The organism is Enterobacter sp. BNK-14 (assembly GCF_047456095.1).
GTDB classification, from domain to species: domain Bacteria; phylum Pseudomonadota; class Gammaproteobacteria; order Enterobacterales; family Enterobacteriaceae; genus Enterobacter; species Enterobacter kobei.
In genome coordinates, this window is sequence record NZ_CP179897.1 from 2,423,571 (window position 1) to 2,442,703 (window position 19,133).

Below are 19,133 nucleotides of genomic sequence, written 5' to 3' on the forward strand. Positions count from 1 at the left end.
GAAAAAAATGCCGCCCTATTCTACTCAGATTCCCGCGCTTCGCTCACTACTTTGGCAAAGACAGCGTTCAGCGCAGTCAAATCGCCCGTGGCACCGCTTCGGTTCGCCGCCACCCACTGCTCGGGATCGATACCCCGCCAGTCCAGGATATACCCGGCATGAATGGCCAGCTGCTCAAAGAAAACCCGCTGCGCAATGCCGTTTCCGCTCATAAAAGGATGCAGCATGTTGATTTCGCAGTAGTAGTGGCTGATTCTGTCCACAAAGGTATCTTTCTGAAGACCCACCAGATACTTTTCGCTTTCCAGGTCCGCCATCAATTCATTGCCCATCTTCTCGATGTACTCGAAGTGGCAGAAAGGAATGTCACCTTTAAAAATATCGTCGGTACGGTACTCGCCCGCCCGCGTCATCTCTTTGCGATACAGATGGCGGTGAATAAGGCAAAGATGGGGCAAACCGGGCGCGGAAGGCCCGAGCTCCAGCGTCTCGATATGGGGTTCTGAAGGACCATGACCTTTTTCAAGGAGACAACTGGCCTGAAGATTGACGTTACGCTGCTGCTCCCAAATACGGGATTTTTGCTTGTCGGTGAGTTTTTTCACTTAACGCCTCCCTGAATAGTCCGTTTGCCACAAGTATAAGCAGCAAAACGCGCTTTCGCAGGGAGGGGGCATTACACGGGCGAGCGCCGCCCGTGTCAAAGAGGGTTACGGCAGTACTTTTGCGGAGAGGATCACGACCGGCTTGGACGGCACATTCTGGTACGGGCCGACGTCATGAGTAGGAACCTGAGAAATCTTATCCGCCACGTCCATCCCTTTCACAATTTTACCGAAGACCGCGTAACCGAAGTCGCGCTGGCCGTGGTCGAGGAAGGCGTTATCCGCCACGTTGAGGAAAAACTGGCTGGTGGCGCTGTCTTTATCCGCCGTACGCGCCATGGAAATCGTGCCGCGCTTGTTCAGCAAGCCATTGTCCGCTTCGTTTTTGATCGGCGGGTTCGGCTGCTTCTGCTGCATCTGCTCGTTGAAACCGCCGCCCTGAATCATGAAGCCAGGGATCACGCGGTGGAAAGTGGTGTTGTTATAAAAACCACTGTTCACATAGTCGAGGAAGTTTTTCACGGAAACCGGAGCTTTCTGGCTATTCAGTTCCAGCTCAATATTCCCGGCAGAGGTGGTCAGCAGAACGTGAGGGTCCCCTTTGGCTGCCAGCGCAGCAGGGGAAACGGCAGAAAGAGCAAACACAGCTGCGACAGCCGCCAGTGTTGATTTGAGCATGAGAATTCCTTAACAAAGCGCAGTATAAAAAGCGAATGGCTTGATTCTAAAGAGCAGTATGAACGGAGACCAGCCTTTTACCTAATTTTACGAAATTGAAACAGTTGTAACCACGCAAACGATTGGTTATGGCGTCTTTTTATGTGATATAGATCACATAAAAAACTGCAATGAAGTTTAAATTTCTTTGAAAAGGTATGAATGGATCACTTTAATGTCTAAAATCTGCCCGCTCTCAGCGCCCTCCGGGCGCTTTTCTTTTTTTGAACAGGCCAGACATGACTAACAGCAATCGCATCAAGCTCACATGGATCAGCTTCTTCTCCTACGCCCTGACCGGCGCGTTGGTGATCGTCACCGGGATGGTGATGGGGAATATCGCAGACTACTTCCAGCTGCCCGTTTCCAGTATGAGTAACACCTTTACCTTCCTCAACGCCGGTATCCTCATCTCTATCTTCCTGAATGCCTGGCTGATGGAAATCGTGCCGCTGAAGACGCAGTTGCGTTTTGGTTTTGTGCTGATGGTCGCCGCCGTGGCGGGTCTGATGCTGAGTCACAGCATCGCATTGTTCTCCGCCGCCATGTTCGTGCTCGGCCTGGTCAGCGGGATCACCATGTCGATCGGTACGTTCCTGATTACCCATATGTATGAAGGCCGTCAGCGCGGCGCGCGCCTGCTGTTCACCGACTCCTTCTTCAGCATGGCCGGGATGATTTTCCCGATGGTGGCCGCCGTTCTGCTGGCACGCAGCATTGAGTGGTACTGGGTCTATGCCTGTATCGGTCTGGTTTACGTAGCAATCTTTATTCTGACCTTAGGCTGTGAATTCCCGGTTCTGGGCAAAAAAGCGCAAACCAGCGCAGAACCCGTCGCGAAAGAGAAATGGGGCATCGGCGTACTGTTCCTCTCCATCGCCGCCCTGTGCTATATCCTGGGCCAGCTGGGCTTTATCTCCTGGGTACCGGAATACGCGAAAGGCCTGGGCATGAGCCTGAACGACGCGGGTAAACTGGTAAGCGATTTCTGGATGTCTTACATGTTCGGCATGTGGGCGTTTAGCTTCATCCTGCGCTTCTTCGATCTGCAGCGCATCCTGACGGTGCTGGCGGGCCTGGCAACCGTGCTGATGTATCTGTTCATCAACGGTTCCCCGGACAATATGCCGTGGTTCATTATGACCCTGGGCTTCTTCTCCAGCGCGATTTACACCTCTATCATCACGCTGGGCTCCCTGCAGACCAAAGTAGCTTCGCCGAAGCTGGTTAACTTCGTGCTGACCTGCGGTACCATCGGCACCATGCTCACCTTTGTGGTGACGGGGCCGATCGTTGCCCACAGCGGCCCGCTGGCGGCGCTGCACACCGCTAACGGTCTGTATGCCGTGGTGTTCATCATGTGCTTCGTGCTGGGCTTCGTGACTCGCCACCGCCAGCACAACGCGGTAGCGTCTCACTAACCTTCACGCCCCTTTGCGCTACGCAGAGGGGCTGTTTCTGGCAAAGCTGACCTCCTCACCCCCGATATCCATCTGGATCCACGTCTGCGCCAGCTGCGTCGTGGCAATCACCCGCCCCTGACGAATCGACCAGCGCACCGGCACCTGACAGCGCACCGCTTCAAACCCGCTTTCCGCAGGCAAAATCACCAGATTCGCCGGATTGCCCGTGGCAATACCGTAATCGCTCAGGCCAAAGGTACGGGCGCTGTTATGGGTGATCAGATCCAGGCCGCTGTCGATTTGCGGATAGCCCATCATCTGGCAGACGTGTAACCCCATGTGCAGCACCTGGAGCATATTGCCGGTTCCCAGCGGGTACCAGGGGTCAAAAACATCGTCATGACCAAAGCAGACGTTAATGCCTGCTTCCTGGAGTTCCTTCACGCGCGTGATGCCGCGGCGCTTAGGATAGTCGTCAAAACGCCCCTGCAGGTGGATATTGACCAGCGGGTTAGCGACGAAGTTAATCCCCGACATCTTCAACAGGCGGAACAGGCGCGAGGTGTACGCACCGTTGTAGGAGTGCATGGCGGTAGTATGGCTGGCGGTCACGCGCGGACCGATGCCGGCCTCGTAGGCCAGGGTAGCCACCGTCTCGACAAACCGCGACTGTTCGTCGTCAATTTCATCGCAATGGATATCCAGCGGACGGTCATATTTCTTCGCCAGTGCAAAAGCAATATGCAGCGACTGGACGCCATACTCGCGGGTGAATTCGAAGTGCGGGATCGCCCCCACCACGTCGGCACCCAGTTTTAACGCCTCTTCCAGCAGCGCCGCGCCGTTCGGGTAAGAGAGAATACCCTCCTGGGGGAACGCGACGATTTGCAGCGTCACCCACGGGGCCACCTCCTGCTTCACCTCCAGCATGGCCTTCAGGGCGGTGAGCGTCGGGTCGGAGACATCCACATGGGTACGGACAAACTGAATGCCGTTGGCGATTTGCCACTTCAGCGTTTTCCAGGCGCGCGCTTTGACGTCGTCATGGCTGAGTAACGCTTTGCGCTCCGCCCAGCGTTCAATGCCCTCAAAGAGCGTGCCCGACTGATTCCAGTTCGGCTCGCCTGCCGTCTGGGTGGTATCAAGATGGATATGCGGCTCGATAAACGGTGGGATCGCCAGCCCACCGCGCGCGTTCAACACTTCATAACTTTCAGCGCGGGTGTCGTCCATTGGGGTGATGTCACCAAATCGCCCGTTCTCAATGGCGAGTTGCCATAGTCCTTCCCGGCCCGGTAAGCGAACATTCTGAACAAGCCAAAGCGGTGTTGTAGACATTTCTTATCCCCTGATCAACGCAACGTTGTTTAAGCATATTTTTGTTCAAAAATACGCCATTGCTTTGTACACAAAATCGACGCCCCCGAAAAGCCTGCGATTTCCATAACTTATAAAAATCCTGACAAATCAGCCGCATACCACCTAAGGAGTAGGCGAAGACGTATTTGATTTACATCAATAAGCGCCCCTGCTGAATCGTTAAGGTAGGCAGTAATAGAAAAGAAATCGAGGCAAAAATGAGCAAAATCAGACTCGCTATCATCGGTAACGGCATGGTCGGCCATCGCTTTATTGAGGATCTTCTCGATAAAGCCGGTGCCGACCAGTTCGATATTACCGTGTTCTGTGAAGAACCCCGCAAGGCGTACGACCGTGTGCACTTGTCTTCCTACTTCTCCCATCATACCGCCGAAGAGCTCTCTTTAGTGCGTGAAGGTTTCTATGAGAAGCATGGCGTAAAAGTGCTGGTGGGCGAACGCGCCATCACCATCAACCGTCAGGAAAAAGTGATCCACTCCAGCGCCGGGCGTACGGTTTTTTACGACAAGCTGATCATGGCGACAGGCTCGTATCCGTGGATCCCGCCTATTAAAGGTTCTGAAACTCAGGATTGCTTCGTTTACCGTACGATTGAAGACCTCAACGCCATTGAATCCTGCGCACGCCGCAGCAAGCGCGGCGCCGTTGTCGGCGGCGGTCTGCTGGGCTTAGAAGCCGCGGGCGCGCTGAAAAACCTCGGCGTAGAAACCCACGTCATCGAATTTGCCCCGATGCTGATGGCCGAACAGCTTGACCACATGGGTGGCGACCAGCTTCGCCGTAAAATCGAAAGCATGGGCGTGAAAGTTCACACCAGCAAGAACACCAAAGAGATCGTGCAGGAAGGCACCGAAGCACGTAAAACCATGCGCTTTGCTGACGGCAGCGAGCTGGAAGTAGACTTTATCGTCTTCTCCACCGGTATTCGTCCACGCGACAAACTGGCAACCCAGTGCGGTCTGGCCGTCGCGCAGCGCGGCGGGATCATGATTAACGATACCTGCCAGACCTCCGACCCGGATATCTACGCGATTGGCGAATGCGCCAGCTGGAATAACCGCGTATACGGTCTCGTGGCGCCAGGCTACAAAATGGCGCAGGTCGCCGTGGACCATATTCTCGGCAGCGAAAACGCCTTCACCGGCGCGGATATGAGCGCCAAGCTGAAGCTGCTGGGCGTGGACGTGGGCGGTATCGGCGATGCGCATGGCCGCACGCCTGGCGCTCGCAGCTACGTCTATCTCGACGAAAGCAAAGAAGTCTACAAACGTCTTATCGTCAGTAAGGACAATAAAACCCTGCTCGGCGCAGTACTGGTAGGCGATACCAGCGACTTCGGTAACCTGCTCCAGCTGGTGCTCAACGCCATCGAGCTGCCGGAAAACCCGGACGCGCTGATCCTCCCGGCGCACGCCTCCAGCGGTAAACCGTCCATCGGCGTGGATAAACTGCCGGACAGCGCGCAGATTTGCTCCTGCTTCGACGTCACCAAAGGCATGCTGATCTCTGCCATCAACAAGGGCTGCCATACCGTTGCCGCGCTGAAAGCCGAAACCAAAGCCGGTACCGGCTGTGGCGGATGTATTCCACTGGTGACTCAGGTGCTGAACGCCGAGCTGGCGAAACAGGGCATCGAAGTGAACAACAACCTGTGCGAGCACTTTGCTTACTCTCGCCAGGAGCTTTATCACCTGATCCGTGTGGAAGGCATTAAGTCCTTCGACGAACTGCTGGCGAAACACGGCCAGGGTTACGGCTGTGAAGTGTGTAAACCGACCGTCGGCTCTCTGCTGGCCTCCTGCTGGAATGAATACGTGCTCAAACCCGAGCACACGCCGCTGCAGGATACCAATGACAACTTCCTGGCGAACATTCAGAAAGACGGCACCTACTCCGTCATTCCACGTTCCGCCGGTGGCGAAATCACGCCGGAAGGGCTGGTCGCGGTGGGCCGGATCGCCCGCGAATTTAACCTGTACACCAAAATTACCGGTTCACAACGTATCGGGCTGTTTGGGGCGCAGAAAGACGACCTGCCAGAAATCTGGCGCCAGCTGATTGAAGCAGGCTTTGAAACCGGCCACGCGTATGCCAAAGCGCTGCGTATGGCGAAAACCTGCGTGGGCAGCACCTGGTGCCGCTACGGCGTGGGCGACAGCGTCGGCTTCGGCGTGGAACTGGAAAACCGCTACAAAGGCATCCGTACCCCGCACAAAATGAAGTTCGGCGTCTCCGGCTGTACCCGTGAATGTGCCGAAGCGCAGGGTAAAGACGTGGGTATTATTGCCACCGAAAAAGGCTGGAACCTGTACGTCTGCGGTAACGGCGGGATGAAACCACGCCATGCAGACCTGCTGGCAGCGGATCTTGACCACGACACGCTGATTAAGTACCTCGACCGCTTCATGATGTTCTACATCCGTACCGCCGATAAGCTGACCCGTACAGCATCCTGGCTGGATAACCTGGAAGGCGGCATTGATTATCTGAAAGCGGTGATCATCGACGACAAGCTGGGCCTGAACGAGCATCTGGAAGCAGAGATGGCTCGCCTGCGCGAGGCAGTGATCTGCGAGTGGACCGAAACCGTGAATACCCCTGCGGCGCAGACACGCTTCAAACACTTTATCAACAGCACCCAGCGCGACCCGAATGTGCAGGTAGTGCCAGAGCGCGAGCAGCATCGCCCGGCAACACCGTATGAACGCATTCCAGTCACGCTGGTGGAGGAAAACGCATGAGCCAGTGGGTAAACATTTGCGAGATTAACGACATTCTGCCCGCCACCGGCGTGTGTGCGCTGCTGGGTAACGAGCAGGTCGCGATTTTCCGTCCCCGTCACGATGAACAGGTTTTTGCCATCAGCAATATCGACCCGTTCTTCGAGGCCAGCGTGCTCTCCCGTGGCCTGATTGCCGAGCACCAGGGTGAACTGTGGGTCGCCAGCCCGCTGAAAAAGCAGCGTTTCCGTTTAACCGACGGACGCTGCATGGAAGATGAAAGCGTCTCCGTGAAGCACTATGACGTCCGCGTGAAGGACGGCAAGGTCCAGCTCAAAGCGTAACCCCCCGCCTTTTCAATAGGAAAGGCTTATGACCCCTTATGGGTAACGGCAGGAAAAACCGTATATTTTCGGCGATTCCTGCTGTTATCCTGACGTCAATGCTTACCCCCTCCTTGAATGCTGTGAGGTATCGTCGTGGACCACCTGCCGATTTTTTGTCAATTACGCCATCGCGACTGCCTGCTTGTAGGCGGCGGCGATGTAGCTGAGCGCAAGGCGCGCCTGCTGCTGGAAGCGGGGGCCCGACTGACCGTGAATGCTCTCACCTTCACCCCGCAGTTTGACGTCTGGGCCCAGGAAGGGATGCTCACGCGGGTACAAGGAGAGTTTGATGAATCCCTGCTGGATACCTGCTGGCTGACCATTGCCGCAACGGATGACGATGCCGTGAATCAGCGCGTCAGCGATGCCTGCGAAGCGCGGCGTATCTTCTGCAACGTGGTAGATGCGCCGAAAGAAGCCAGCTTTATCATGCCGTCGATTATCGACCGCTCACCGCTGATGATTGCGGTGTCATCCGGTGGACGCTCACCTGTTCTCGCCCGCCTGCTGCGGGAAAAACTGGAAGCCGTGCTGCCGCAGCATCTTGGTCAGATTGCCCACTATGCCGGACAACTTCGTTCCCGCGTGAAGCAAACCTTCGCGACCGTAGGGGAGCGTCGTCGCTTCTGGGAAAAGTTCTTTGTGAACGACAGGCTGGCGCAGTCGCTGGCGAACCAGGACACAAAAGCGGTGGAAGAGACGACCGAACAGTTACTGAACGAACCGCTGGATCACCGTGGTGAAGTGGTGCTGGTCGGCGCGGGTCCTGGCGATGCAGGCTTACTGACGCTGAAAGGCCTGCAACAGATCCAGCAGGCGGATATCGTGGTCTACGACCGCCTGGTCTCCGATGACATCATGAACCTGGTGCGTCGCGACGCCGATCGCGTCTTCGTCGGCAAGCGCGCGGGCTACCACTGCGTACCGCAGGAAGAGATTAACCAGATCCTGCTGCGCGAGGCGCAGAAAGGTAAGCGCGTGGTGCGTCTGAAAGGCGGCGATCCGTTTATCTTTGGTCGCGGCGGCGAAGAGCTGGAAACCCTGTGCAACGCAGGTATTCCGTTCTCCGTGGTGCCAGGGATTACGGCGGCGTCCGGCTGCTCAGCCTACTCCGGCATCCCGCTGACCCACCGCGATTACGCGCAGAGCGTGCGTCTGGTGACGGGCCACCTCAAAACCGGCAGCGAACTGGACTGGCATAACCTGGCCGCTGAAAAGCAGACGCTGGTCTTCTACATGGGGCTGAATCAGGCCGCCACCATTCAGGCGAAACTGCTGGAGCACGGCATGGAGGCAGATATGCCCGTTGCGCTGGTTGAAAACGGTACCGCCATTACGCAGCGTGTTGTCGATGGTGTGCTGACTCAACTCGGCGAGCTGGCGCAGCAGGTTGAAAGTCCGGCGTTGATTGTGGTGGGTCGCGTGGTTGAATTACGCGATAAGCTGAACTGGTTCTCGAATCACTGACACATATTTTTCCTTCTTCGAGTAGTCCTTAAGCGGACTACTCCCCTCTAACGGCTACCGCTAACATACCGCCCGCATAGTGGAACTTTTCCATTTATTCCCTCGTATTACATCCAATTTTTTAGACAAGGAATGCGTATGTTCAAGCTGGCAAAAGCCGCCGTTCTGGTTGGCCTGTTATCGACCCTGACGGCCTGTACCGGTCACGTTCAAAACACCAAAAATAACTGCAGCTACGATTATCTGCTGCACCCGGCGATTTCCATTTCGAAGATCATCGGTGGTTGCGGACAGGCGGCACAGCAGTAAGCCGTTTTCAGGCGTAAAAAAACCGGGATTTCCCGGTTTTTTAGTTTTGGGAAGTGCGGCCTGATGCCCTCACCCTTACCCTCTCCCACAGAGAGAGGGAACAAACCCTAAAAGCGGTAACGTGGTTACCGTTTTGCTTTTACCTATGGTTTACCAACAAACCCAATCGCTTCATACACCGCTTTGAGGGTTTCTGACGCGCGCGCGCTGGCTTTTTCCGCACCGTCTTTCATCACCTTCTGCAGGAAAGCTTCGTCGTTACGGTAGCGGTGATAACGCTCCTGCAACTCGGTCAACATGCCGGAAACGGCGTCTGCCACTTCACCTTTCAGGTGGCCGTACATCTTGCCTTCGAAGTGCTGTTCCAGCTCTGGAATGCTCTGGCCGGTCACACCGGAGAGAATATCCAGCAGGTTGGAAACGCCCGCTTTATTCTGCACGTCGTAGCGCACCACTGGCGGCTCGTCGGAGTCGGTCACCGCACGCTTAAGCTTTTTAACCACGGATTTCGGATCTTCCAGCAGGCCGATAACGTTGTTGCGGTTATCGTCTGACTTGGACATCTTCTTGGTCGGTTCCAGCAGCGACATGACGCGTGCGCCCGATTTCGGAATAAACGGCTCTGGTACTTTAAACACCTCGCCATAAAGCGCGTTGAAGCGCTGGGCGATATCGCGGCTCAGCTCCAGGTGCTGTTTCTGGTCTTCGCCGACAGGAACCTGGTTGGTCTGGTACAGCAGAATGTCAGCCGCCATCAGCACCGGATAGTCAAACAGACCGGCGTTGATGTTTTCAGAATAGCGTGCGGATTTATCCTTGAACTGGGTCATGCGGCTCAGTTCACCGAAGTAGGTGTAGCAGTTCAGCGCCCAGCCCAGCTGTGCGTGCTCTGGTACATGTGACTGAACGAAAATGGTGCTCTTCTCAGGATCGATGCCGCAGGCCAGATAGAGGGCCAGGGTGTCCAGGGTGGCTTTGCGCAGCTTCTCAGGATCCTGACGCGCAGTGATGGCATGAAGGTCCACGATGCAGTAAATGCAATGGTAGTCATCCTGCATGCTGACCCACTGACGCAACGCACCCATGTAGTTACCAATGGTCAATTCACCTGACGGCTGTGCGCCACTAAATACGATGGGCTTAGTCATTATTCAATTCCTGATGTTCACTGTGCGAAAGCCCGAGTGCGGGCAACAAATCTTTGAAGTGGTCGAACACAACATCCGGCTCACTCAGCGTAATGGCCTCACCGTAGTTGTAGCCATAGGTCAATCCGACGGAAGGACATCCTGCCGCGCGGGCAGCCAGAATATCATTTCGGGAATCCCCGACAAAGAGCAGCTCCGCAGGTGTTAAGGATAATTTTCCTGCCACCAGCAACAGCGGTTCCGGATGCGGCTTTTTGTTTTGCACATCATCGCCGCCCACAATCACGGAGAAATATTTCGCGATATCCAGCGCGTCGAGAAGAGGGGCAACAAACGGCGTGGGTTTATTGGTCACTAGCCCAAGCGGGATGCCTTTGGCATGCAGCACGCTCAGGGTTTCCTGGACGTCCGGGAAGAGAAAACTCCCCTCTTCAACGGTCTCTTCATAGAAACGATTGAACAGTTTGCGCAGAATACGTAGCTGCTCATCCTGAGGGATATCCGCGTGATCGACGCTCGGTTTGCCCTGCGCGGAACGCTGCGACGCGCGCTCCTGGCGAGCCCACGTTAACGCGCGCTCCATCAGCACATCGGCACCGTTGCCAATCCACGTCACAACACGTTCTTCGCCCGCAACGGGCAGTTCAAGGGCATACAGCGCCTGATCCACGGCGCTCGTTAAGCCCGGCGCGCTGTCAACCAGCGTGCCGTCGAGGTCGAACGCTACACCCCGAATTGCCTGCAATTTATCCATGACTTACCTTCGCCAGCTCGCGGCGCATTTCATCAATGACTTTTTTGTAATCCGGTTGGTCGAAAATGGCCGACCCGGCAACGAACATATCCGCGCCCGCTGCCGCAATTTCACCAATGTTATTCACTTTCACACCGCCGTCCACTTCCAGGCGAATATCGTAGCCTGACTCATCAATACGACGGCGCACTTCGCGCAGCTTGTCCAGCGTATGAGGGATGAACGACTGACCGCCAAAGCCCGGGTTAACAGACATCAGCAAAATGACGTCCAGTTTATCCATGACATGATCGAGATAGCTCAACGGCGTGGCCGGGTTAAACACCAGACCCGCCTTACAGCCATTCTCTTTGATCAGCTGCAGGGTGCGGTCCACATGTTCAGAGGCTTCCGGATGGAAAGTGATGATGCTGGCCCCCGCCGCGGCGAAGTCTGGCACGATTCGGTCGACCGGCTTCACCATCAGGTGAACGTCGATCGGCGCGGTGATGCCGTAGTTACGCAGCGCCTTGAGCACCATTGGGCCAATCGTCAGGTTGGGGACATAGTGGTTATCCATAACGTCGAAATGGACGACATCTGCGCCAGCCGCGAGAGCTTTAGCCGTGTCTTCACCCAGGCGGGCAAAATCGGCCGACAGAATTGAGGGAGCAATCAAAAACTGTTTCATCCGCATCTCCTTGAAATGTGTTTACCGGCGGGCAAAACGGCTCAGGGGCGATAAAGAGCCAGGAGTTCGTCCACCTTTTTACGTGTGCCGCCGTTGCTGCTAATGCTACGCCGCACTTTAACCTGAAAATGCTTCGCGGCTTTATACCATTCGCGCGTATCAGGCGTATCGTGATTCGAAATTAACACCGGAATTCTTTTGCTGACCAGCTTTTCCGCCATCTCCGCCAGACGCGCCTGTTCGGCCGGGCTGAAGCTGTTGGTATGGTAGGCGGTGAAATTCGCCGTCGCCGACAGCGGGGCGTACGGAGGGTCACAGTAAACCACCGAATTTACGCCCGCCAGTTCCATACACTCCTCATAGGAGAGACAGTGGAACTCTGCATTCTGCGCTTTTGCAGCAAAGTGATATAACTCGTCCTGCGGGAAGTACGGGCGCTTATAACGACCAAACGGCACGTTGAATTCACCACGCAGATTATACCGGCACAGGCCGTTGTAACCATGACGGTTGAGATAGAGGAACAACAGAGCGCGGCGGAACGGATCCTGGCTCTGATTAAACTCCGTGCGGAACCGATAGTAGACGTCAGGGTTGTTGTTCTCAGGCGTAAACAGCTTACGCGCCTCTTCCACATACTCATCGGTACGCAGTTTGACGATGTTATAGAGGCTGATAAGGTCGCTGTTGATATCCGCGAGGATATAACGAGAAAAATCAGTGTTCAGAAACACCGATCCTGCACCCACGAAGGGCTCGATAAGACACTCGCCTTTTGGCAGGTGCTTTTTAATATCATCGAGCAGGGGGTATTTCCCCCCTGCCCATTTCAGAAAAGCGCGATTTTTTTTCATGCTGACTAACTGATTACACCTTCTCCGGCTGTGGAGAAAGCTCCGACAGCATCCTGCGCTTTAAACATTACTTCAGATCGGCCTGAACCTGATGAATCGGCTTCGCCCATGGGTTTTTAGCCTGAACATCTGCAGGCAGCGACGCCACGGCACGTTTCGCTTCATCTTTGGATGCATAAACCCCGCTAACCAACACATACCACGGTTGACCGTTTCGGGTCGTCTGATAAACCACGTAGTTTTTCAGATTTGATTTCTTCGCCCAACCGTTGAGGTTGTCATAGTTAGACGAACTGCTCAACTGCAGCGTGTAGTTGCTGGATGGCGCAGATTTCAGCGAGCTGACGTTGCCTGCGGTTTTGCCTGCTGTCGTGCTGGAAGCCGTCGCGGCAGGCGCAGTGGTGGCCGCCGGTGCCGTTGTGGTCGCCGTCGCTTTCGGTGCAGTCTGCGTGACTGGCGCTTTGGCCGGCTCGTTCACGGCAGCTGTAGCCGTGTGTTTCGGCTGTGTCGGTGCGGCTTTCACTTCAGGCGCTTTGACTACGGCCTGAGGTTTGGTTTCACGCTTAGGCTCAATCACCGCCTGCTTACGTTCAGGACGTGTCGCCGTTTGCGTCTGACGCGGCTTGGTTTCCGTCGCCGCAGTTTGCGGCTGAGCGTTACCACCGCGAATCGGCGCAACGGTTGCAGGTTCAGTTGGCAGCGTAGAGTTCACCACAACGTTATCAACCTGCTGCTGGTTCTGTGGCTGCGTCAGTGCATTGTTCAGGTCTCCCTGAACTTCTACACGCTGCTGGCCTTCAGGCGTAACGGGAGCCTGGCCCTGAGCTGGGGTTGATGACACAGGCGGCAGGGAAACATCCTGCGGCGTCGTGGTGTTGCTGGCAGTCTGCTCAGCGGAAGTGGTGCCCGGCGCTGGCTGCGCACCGTTCGCCTGATCCGTCGCATCGTTACCGGAAAGATTAATGCTCTTCTCAGTAGAAGCCGTCTGCTCGGTTGAGTTCGTTGACGGTGCTTTCAGCGCGGAGCCAATGCCAACAATCAGCAGCACAAGCACCAAAACGCCAAGGCCCATCATAATATACTGGCGGGAAGCCGGTTTCTGCGCAGCGGCTTTTTTACGTTTACGCGGGCGACGCTCTACAGGCTGTTCGTCCATTGAATCTTCTTCGGACTCATAATCCTCTTCTTCTCGCTCATCACGCGCGTTGCGGCTACGCGAAGGGCGACGATCGTCTGCATCCAGTTCAACATCGTCAAAGTTGATCTGCGGCTCGTTATCACGTTCTGAAGATTGACGAGAACGACCAGTACGACGATCGCTGGGATCGGGTTTCAGCTCGTCTTCTGGTTTGAATTCATCCATTTAACACCCCACTCAAAGGCTTATGCCTACGTCTTTGCATTTCGCCTGAAGCTAAACGACCACCGGTAAAAGTGGCCTGACCTTTCTAGTTGTTACGCCTGCTGACAATCAGCGATAGCGCCAAGAACGACATCGTGCGACACTCCGCCGCGCACTTCACTCTTCCCTATTGCAAGCGGGAGTACAAGACGCATCTCACCTGCCAATACTTTTTTATCGCGCATCATGTGGGGTAAATACGCTTGCGCCGACATCTCCTGCGGCCCGGTTACCGGCAAACCTGCACGTTCAAGCAGCGCAATGATACGTGCCGTCTCTTCCGGTTTAAACTGACCAAGACGTTCAGAGGTGCGGGCTGCCATGACCATTCCGGCTGCGACGGCTTCACCGTGCAACCAGTTGCCGTAACCCATTTCGGCTTCAATGGCGTGACCAAACGTATGCCCAAGATTCAGTAAAGCACGTAAGCCGGTTTCACGCTCGTCTGCGGCGACAACTTCTGCTTTCAGTTCACAACAACGACGAATGCAGTATGCCAGTTTTGCTTCATCCAGGCGCAACAACGCATCCATATTCTCTTCCAGCCAGTTAAAGAACTCGCCATCCAGAATAATGCCGTATTTGATCACTTCAGCCAGACCCGAAGCCAGCTCGCGCGTCGGCAGGGTTTTCAGACAGTCGAGATCCACCACGACCGATGCGGGTTGGTAGAACGCGCCAATCATGTTTTTGCCGAGCGGATGGTTGACTGCGGTTTTGCCGCCGACAGAGGAGTCGACCTGTGACAGCAACGTGGTCGGGATTTGAATAAAACGAACGCCACGTTGATAGCTTGCGGCCGCAAAGCCGGTCAGATCGCCCACAACACCGCCGCCCAGGGCAAGCAGTGTTGTATCGCGACCATGCGGTTTTTGCAGCAATGCGGTAAAGACGGTATCCAGTACCGTCAGGCTTTTATACTGCTCGCCATCGGGCAGAATCACACTGTCGACTTTAACGCCTGCCTGCTCAAGCAGGTGGCGTACGCGGTCGAGATAAAGCGGAGCCAGCGTCTCATTGGTGACCAGCATCGCCTGATCACCCGCTTTTAGTGGTAAAAAGGAAGCTGGGTCGTTAAACAAACCAGCCGCGATGGTGATAGGGTAACTACGTTCCCCGAGAGTAACTGTAATCCTCTCCATGACGCGACATCCACCTTTAATGCTTTACCCGCAGGCGAGTGTATATAAAGCCAGAATCAGTTGCTTTCCAGCATATGAATAATCTGGTTTGCAACCACTTTAGCGCTCTGATCGTCAGTGCGAATGGTCACATCGGCAATCTCTTCGTACAGCGGATTGCGTTCATCGGCCAACGCTTCCAGAACTTCGCGAGGTGGCGTTTCAACCTGCAGCAGCGGGCGCTTTTTATCGCGCTGCGTACGTGCCAGCTGTTTCTCAATGGTCGTCTCAAGATAGACCACTACGCCACGGGCGGAGAGACGGTTGCGGGTTTCGCGAGATTTCACAGAGCCGCCGCCTGTTGCCAGTACGATGCCCTGTTTTTCCGTGAGTTCGTTGATCACTTTTTCTTCTCGGTCACGGAAACCTTCTTCGCCTTCTACATCGAAAACCCAGCCCACATCAGCTCCGGTTCGTTTCTCAATCTCTTGATCAGAATCGTAAAATTCCATATTGAGTTGTTGAGCTAACTGACGCCCAATAGTGCTTTTGCCGGCACCCATAGGCCCAACCAGAAAGATATTGCGTTTCTCTGCCATTTTATCGGTACTACTAAGACTATTCGTTAATGGTAATCCCCGCTTCGCAGACACCCGGCGTAGCAGGACATGAACTGAAACCTCATATGCAATAGAGCGAGAGTCAGACTAAAAATTATCTCAATACTCCGGCTTGTTTGGCAACTGATTAAATCACCACGCCGGGCGCATAAGGTAATAAGACGTAAGTCCAACTCAAATCGGTACTCCTTGTATGCTAATTCATGCCCCACGTCAAACATCTGCAACAAACTGAATGCAAAATCATTGCGGGGATCGTTACCCGTCAGTGAATAGCCACCAGACGTGGTGTAATAAACACCACTAACTCACGCCGTTCATTGTCTTTTCCATCATGGCGAAAAAGTTGTCCCAGCCAGGGGATGCGGCTAAGCCCGGGTACGCCGTCACTGCCGGTTTTATTCTTTTGCGAGAAAATCCCGCCCAGCGCCAGCGTTTCTCCACTTTTAACCTCCACCTGGGTTTCTATCTCCTGCTTGTCGATGGCCAGCGTTTCACCGTCAGCCTGCTGCAACACCTGTCCCGGCATGTTTTCACTGATGTGTAATTTCAGTCGCACGCGTCCACCGGGCAATACCACCGGCGTGACCTCCATTCCGAGTACTGCCTCTTTAAACTCCACCGAGGTCGCGCCGCTTTCGCCGCTTGAGACCTGATACGGGATCTCACTGCCCTGCTTGATGCTTGCCGGTTGCATATGCGAGGCCAGCAGCCGGGGGCTGGCGATGATATCGACCTGCTGTTTTTGTTCCAGCGCAGATAACTCCAGATCCAGCAGCCTGCCGTTAATCCGCCCGATGTTAAACCCCACATGGCTGGTTGCGCTGGCCACGGACAGATCGCTGCCAAGCGTCGTAATCTGTCCAACCCTGCCCGCCTCGGTAGCGTCAGCGAGATTCCATTTCACGCCCAGCTCACGGAGGCTTTTTTCATTAATGGTGACAATGTGCGCCGCCAGCTCAACCTGCTCGACGGGAATATCCATCTGCAACGCCCACTGCTGCAGCGCTTCCAGCGCGGCCGCGTTATCTCTGACCAGCAGGCGGTTGGTACGTTTGTCGACCGATAAACTCCCCTTTGGACTCAGAAGCTTTTCCGCGGCTTTTTGCAGTTCCCCGGCGTCCGCATATGAAAAAGGGAGGCTTTGGGAGATCAGCGGTGCATCAAGCTGTCGACGCGCCCGCTCCTGCTCTAAACGTTCCCGCCGATCGCGCAGCCATGCCGGGGTATGAACATAAAAAATGCTGCGCTCCTCGTGCAAAACGAGCCCGGCGCTGGCAACGACCGTCTGCAATGCTTGCCGCCAGGGGACGCCCGTCAGATTAAGCGAGAGCGTGCCGCTGACATCGGGCGATATCACCAGATTACGGTTCTCCTGCGTAACCAGTGCCTGGAGCACCTGGGCCACAGGAACATCATCCACCACCAGCGTGACCGGCTTTGGTGCGGCGGCCCACAGCGGGTGGCTGAACGCCAGCAGCAACAGCACTATCCTTAACGTCATTTGTATCCTTTCCTTCTCGTTGCCACGTCCATTGCCCGGGTTCACATGTCTCCCCCACGGCAATGACCAGTTCCGTTTCATTGATGGCGGTTATCTGCCAGCCCGCCGGAAAACGATCGCGCATTTTCATACGATGCCAGCGCTGTTGCCCGTCCTGTAAAATAGCCAGTCGCTGCTGTCCTGCTACCATTCCGCGGTAGTGCCACTGCGCCATCTCGCCCGTAGCGCAAGGGTCATCCGGCGGACGAAACGGATCGCGCATGCCGGTCAATAACAGCACGGAACAAACCAGCAGGCACTTCGCGCTATTTCGCATGTTCCAGCTCCAGCCGCAGGCGTAACACCGTACTTTGGGGCGAAATCGTAAAAGCAGCGACCTGCACATCCCGCTGTGCCAGCCGGGAAAAGAGTGCGGGGATCGCCTGCCACGCCGATTCCAGCGCCAGTTCGCCGCCGTTCTGAAACGGCTTCCAGTGCAGGAGCGTTGTTCCTTCACCCTGAAAATCGAGCGGCGAAAATGGCATCATCTCCCGTGCCGTCTGGGTTTCCGGACGAAGCGTTGTCTTACTGGCGGAAGGCCACAGCGACGCGTTAGTCCGCACCTCCTGGACCAGCTGCTGCTGTCGCTCTGTACACTGCCTCTCAACTGGCCGAAGCACCGTGCTCCATGCTGCCAGTCCCACAAGGAAAATCCCCAGACACATGCAGATCAGCCGACACCAGGGGCGGCTATCACACCAGCGTTCTAACAATGTCTCCACGCGCTACCCCTCGCTTTTCAGGTACAGCGTGAACATCCAGCGCCCCTGGCTATCCTGCCGAAGCTCCCCTTCAGGCCCGGGCATAAAGCCGGCGAGTTGTCCCACCCCGTTGCGCAGCGCAGAGAGAGCCGGAAGGGTGGAGGCATACCCGATCATCATCAGCGCGGGAGGCTGATAACGCAGCTCTGTCAGCCAGACCTGTGGGGGCATGGCGCGGGAAAGTGATTCCAGCACCGGCTGCCATGCGTGTCGTTGCAGCGTGCCCGCAGGCTTCTGCGTCACGGTGGTCAGTTTCTGGCGAGACATAAGGCCACGCTGAACGGACTGGGTTCCCACAAGCTGACTTTGCAGCGCGCGCAGCGTTACCTGATGATTCATTCGCAGACTGAAAACGATCATGAGGATCAGCAGCGACGTGCTGATAAACATGCCGCCCCAGAAACGCAGGCATCGCGCGCGACGCTGCTGACGCCAGGGCAGGAAATTGGTGACGTTCATTCAGGCTCCTCACTCATAGCCAGTGCCAGCGCGACGGTAAAGTCAGCTCCGCATTCGGGGAGAGGAGCATGGCAGCGTTGCAGGGTTTCCCATGGCGTCCGTTGGGTATCAAACAGCGCGATGTCGTTCGGGTTGAGGGCCAGCAGCGCCGCCAGCTCAGTGACGTTTTCTGCTTCAGTGGTGTATCGACGTCCCCACTGGTGGCGCATGGCCCACAGCCATTGATGCTGATCCCGCCAGGCGACGCACGGCGTCGGTGCTACCGCAGGGAGCAGGTTCGCCAGCGCGCTGGCATCCGGGGTGATGGTCGCCAGCCGCAAATGTAGTGTTTTCGCCAGCGCCAGCAGCGTTTCAACCTCCTTGTTTTGTGCGGCAGTGACGTGATACGTATTGCTGAACGTATCCTGCGTGTAATCGAAACAGAGGGTATCTGCGGACATCTCCAGTTCGCGCGAGAGCGACGCGCCCAGCCATGAGAGCTGTTCGCTGTCGCGCAGCGCAACCGCCGGGCGGGGAAGCGACCTTTGCAGAGTGCGCGCGGCTGGGAATGAGAGATAGACCCGGTGATAATGCGGCAGCGTCTTTCGCCAGTCGCGCAACGCATTAACCAGCTGTTCCGGCTGGCAAATTTTGCCGTCACGAATCGTGCCTTCAGCAAGAGTGAATGCCCACCAGCGGCGTAAACACCAGCCGCCTCTCTCCCGGGCCAGCGCCGCAATCAGCACCCTATCCTGTTGAATATGAACGCCCGTTTGCCATGTTTTGAAAGCCATGCTTCACGATCTCCTTATCGCCCGTCGCCGTGACGGCTATA

At 55.8% G+C, this 19,133-nt stretch carries 20 protein-coding genes; 5 read left to right on the plus strand and 15 right to left on the minus strand.

The annotated features are described in order from the left end of the window. Window positions 1-20: 20 nt before the first annotated feature. Window positions 21-605, minus strand: a complete 585-nt coding sequence (locus ACMGGM_RS11680; RefSeq protein ID WP_023331475.1) for a putative adenosine monophosphate-protein transferase Fic — start codon at window positions 603-605, stop codon at window positions 21-23. A 105-nt stretch (window positions 606-710) separates the two neighbouring features. Beyond that, window positions 711-1,283, minus strand: a complete 573-nt coding sequence (gene ppiA, locus ACMGGM_RS11685; protein WP_014885514.1) for a peptidylprolyl isomerase A — start codon at window positions 1,281-1,283, stop codon at window positions 711-713. Window positions 1,284-1,561: 278 nt separating this feature from the next. Here ppiA and tsgA point away from each other — a divergent pair, with 278 nt between their 5' ends. Beyond that, complete coding sequence (gene tsgA / locus ACMGGM_RS11690; protein ID WP_047343541.1) at window positions 1,562-2,743, plus strand: MFS transporter TsgA; 1,182 nt, start codon at window positions 1,562-1,564, stop codon at window positions 2,741-2,743. A gap of 18 nt (window positions 2,744-2,761) precedes the next feature. Here tsgA and ACMGGM_RS11695 read toward each other — a convergent pair whose 3' ends face one another. Then, window positions 2,762-4,063, minus strand: coding sequence for a cytosine deaminase (locus ACMGGM_RS11695; RefSeq protein ID WP_023331477.1), 1,302 nt, complete (start codon window positions 4,061-4,063; stop codon window positions 2,762-2,764). A gap of 239 nt (window positions 4,064-4,302) precedes the next feature. Here ACMGGM_RS11695 and nirB point away from each other — a divergent pair, with 239 nt between their 5' ends. The 4 genes from nirB (at window position 4,303) to ACMGGM_RS11715 (ending at window position 8,987) form a co-directional block, all read left to right on the plus strand. After that, window positions 4,303-6,846 (plus strand): nitrite reductase large subunit NirB, encoded by a 2,544-nt coding sequence (nirB, locus tag ACMGGM_RS11700; protein ID WP_047343542.1) that lies wholly within the window; start codon window positions 4,303-4,305, stop codon window positions 6,844-6,846. Next, window positions 6,843-7,169 carry a nitrite reductase small subunit NirD gene (nirD, locus tag ACMGGM_RS11705; RefSeq protein ID WP_014885518.1) on the plus strand — a complete coding sequence of 109 codons (327 nt, stop codon included), beginning with the start codon at window positions 6,843-6,845 and terminating at the stop codon, window positions 7,167-7,169. Before nirB ends, nirD begins: the two co-directional genes overlap by 4 nt. 135 nt (window positions 7,170-7,304) lie before the next feature. Next, window positions 7,305-8,678 (plus strand): siroheme synthase CysG, encoded by a 1,374-nt coding sequence (cysG, locus tag ACMGGM_RS11710; protein WP_014885519.1) that lies wholly within the window; start codon window positions 7,305-7,307, stop codon window positions 8,676-8,678. Window positions 8,679-8,816: 138 nt separating this feature from the next. After that, complete coding sequence (locus ACMGGM_RS11715) at window positions 8,817-8,987, plus strand: YhfL family protein (RefSeq protein WP_014885520.1); 171 nt, start codon at window positions 8,817-8,819, stop codon at window positions 8,985-8,987. Between the two features lie 143 nt (window positions 8,988-9,130). On the opposite strand, the gene trpS is transcribed toward ACMGGM_RS11715, so the two are convergent. From trpS to ACMGGM_RS11775, 12 genes are all read right to left on the minus strand, one after another. Beyond that, window positions 9,131-10,135 (minus strand): tryptophan--tRNA ligase, encoded by a 1,005-nt coding sequence (trpS, locus tag ACMGGM_RS11720; RefSeq protein WP_014885521.1) that lies wholly within the window; start codon window positions 10,133-10,135, stop codon window positions 9,131-9,133. After that, window positions 10,128-10,889: a phosphoglycolate phosphatase gene (gene gph / locus ACMGGM_RS11725; RefSeq protein ID WP_023331480.1), complete on the minus strand. Its 762-nt coding sequence runs from the start codon at window positions 10,887-10,889 to the stop codon at window positions 10,128-10,130. The genes trpS and gph overlap by 8 nt, the downstream gene beginning before the upstream one ends. Further along, window positions 10,882-11,559, minus strand: a complete 678-nt coding sequence (gene rpe / locus ACMGGM_RS11730; RefSeq protein ID WP_014885523.1) for a ribulose-phosphate 3-epimerase — start codon at window positions 11,557-11,559, stop codon at window positions 10,882-10,884. Before rpe ends, gph begins: the two co-directional genes overlap by 8 nt. Before the next feature lie 41 nt (window positions 11,560-11,600). Further along, entirely contained in the window at window positions 11,601-12,413 is an 813-nt protein-coding gene (gene dam, locus ACMGGM_RS11735; RefSeq protein ID WP_014885524.1) for an adenine-specific DNA-methyltransferase, read from the minus strand. Between the two features lie 67 nt (window positions 12,414-12,480). Then, entirely contained in the window at window positions 12,481-13,776 is a 1,296-nt protein-coding gene (damX, locus tag ACMGGM_RS11740; protein WP_014885525.1) for a cell division protein DamX, read from the minus strand. Window positions 13,777-13,868: 92 nt separating this feature from the next. After that, entirely contained in the window at window positions 13,869-14,957 is a 1,089-nt protein-coding gene (aroB, locus tag ACMGGM_RS11745; protein ID WP_014885526.1) for a 3-dehydroquinate synthase, read from the minus strand. A gap of 56 nt (window positions 14,958-15,013) precedes the next feature. Then, entirely contained in the window at window positions 15,014-15,535 is a 522-nt protein-coding gene (gene aroK / locus ACMGGM_RS11750) for a shikimate kinase AroK (RefSeq protein WP_003861630.1), read from the minus strand. 286 nt (window positions 15,536-15,821) lie between these two features. Continuing rightward, window positions 15,822-17,060, minus strand: a complete 1,239-nt coding sequence (gene hofQ / locus ACMGGM_RS11755) for a DNA uptake porin HofQ (protein WP_014885527.1) — start codon at window positions 17,058-17,060, stop codon at window positions 15,822-15,824. Further along, on the minus strand, window positions 16,972-17,376 hold the full coding sequence (locus ACMGGM_RS11760) for a HofP DNA utilization family protein (RefSeq protein WP_032664915.1): 405 nt from the start codon (window positions 17,374-17,376) through the stop codon (window positions 16,972-16,974). Before ACMGGM_RS11760 ends, hofQ begins: the two co-directional genes overlap by 89 nt. After that, the gene (locus ACMGGM_RS11765) at window positions 17,366-17,821 is read right to left on the minus strand and encodes a hypothetical protein (protein ID WP_045281910.1); all 456 of its coding nucleotides are present in this window, start codon (window positions 17,819-17,821) and stop codon (window positions 17,366-17,368) included. Before ACMGGM_RS11765 ends, ACMGGM_RS11760 begins: the two co-directional genes overlap by 11 nt. A 3-nt stretch (window positions 17,822-17,824) precedes the next feature. Then, a complete protein-coding gene (locus tag ACMGGM_RS11770) occupies window positions 17,825-18,319 on the minus strand; it encodes a PilN domain-containing protein (protein ID WP_045134911.1) in 495 nt (164 codons plus the stop codon). Further along, the gene (locus ACMGGM_RS11775) at window positions 18,316-19,092 is read right to left on the minus strand and encodes a hypothetical protein (RefSeq protein WP_047343543.1); all 777 of its coding nucleotides are present in this window, start codon (window positions 19,090-19,092) and stop codon (window positions 18,316-18,318) included. The genes ACMGGM_RS11770 and ACMGGM_RS11775 overlap by 4 nt, the downstream gene beginning before the upstream one ends. Window positions 19,093-19,133 lie beyond the last annotated feature (41 nt).

Bases quoted from the DNA above. Each gene is read 5' to 3' on its own strand.
- ppiA (WP_014885514.1), bottom strand. From the start codon at position 1,283: ATGCTCAAATCAACACTGGCGGCTGTCGCAGCTGTGTTTGCTCTTTCT.
- tsgA (WP_047343541.1), top strand. From the start codon at position 1,562: ATGACTAACAGCAATCGCATCAAGCTCACATGGATCAGCTTCTTCTCC.
- ACMGGM_RS11695 (WP_023331477.1), bottom strand. From the start codon at position 4,063: ATGTCTACAACACCGCTTTGGCTTGTTCAGAATGTTCGCTTACCGGGC.
- nirB (WP_047343542.1), top strand. From the start codon at position 4,303: ATGAGCAAAATCAGACTCGCTATCATCGGTAACGGCATGGTCGGCCAT.
- nirD (WP_014885518.1), top strand. From the start codon at position 6,843: ATGAGCCAGTGGGTAAACATTTGCGAGATTAACGACATTCTGCCCGCC.
- ACMGGM_RS11715 (WP_014885520.1), top strand. From the start codon at position 8,817: ATGTTCAAGCTGGCAAAAGCCGCCGTTCTGGTTGGCCTGTTATCGACC.
- trpS (WP_014885521.1), bottom strand. From the start codon at position 10,135: ATGACTAAGCCCATCGTATTTAGTGGCGCACAGCCGTCAGGTGAATTG.
- gph (WP_023331480.1), bottom strand. From the start codon at position 10,889: ATGGATAAATTGCAGGCAATTCGGGGTGTAGCGTTCGACCTCGACGGC.
- rpe (WP_014885523.1), bottom strand. From the start codon at position 11,559: ATGAAACAGTTTTTGATTGCTCCCTCAATTCTGTCGGCCGATTTTGCC.
- dam (WP_014885524.1), bottom strand. From the start codon at position 12,413: ATGAAAAAAAATCGCGCTTTTCTGAAATGGGCAGGGGGGAAATACCCC.
- damX (WP_014885525.1), bottom strand. From the start codon at position 13,776: ATGGATGAATTCAAACCAGAAGACGAGCTGAAACCCGATCCCAGCGAT.
- aroB (WP_014885526.1), bottom strand. From the start codon at position 14,957: ATGGAGAGGATTACAGTTACTCTCGGGGAACGTAGTTACCCTATCACC.
- aroK (WP_003861630.1), bottom strand. From the start codon at position 15,535: ATGGCAGAGAAACGCAATATCTTTCTGGTTGGGCCTATGGGTGCCGGC.
- hofQ (WP_014885527.1), bottom strand. From the start codon at position 17,060: ATGACGTTAAGGATAGTGCTGTTGCTGCTGGCGTTCAGCCACCCGCTG.
- ACMGGM_RS11760 (WP_032664915.1), bottom strand. From the start codon at position 17,376: ATGCGAAATAGCGCGAAGTGCCTGCTGGTTTGTTCCGTGCTGTTATTG.
- ACMGGM_RS11770 (WP_045134911.1), bottom strand. From the start codon at position 18,319: ATGAACGTCACCAATTTCCTGCCCTGGCGTCAGCAGCGTCGCGCGCGA.
- ACMGGM_RS11775 (WP_047343543.1), bottom strand. From the start codon at position 19,092: ATGGCTTTCAAAACATGGCAAACGGGCGTTCATATTCAACAGGATAGG.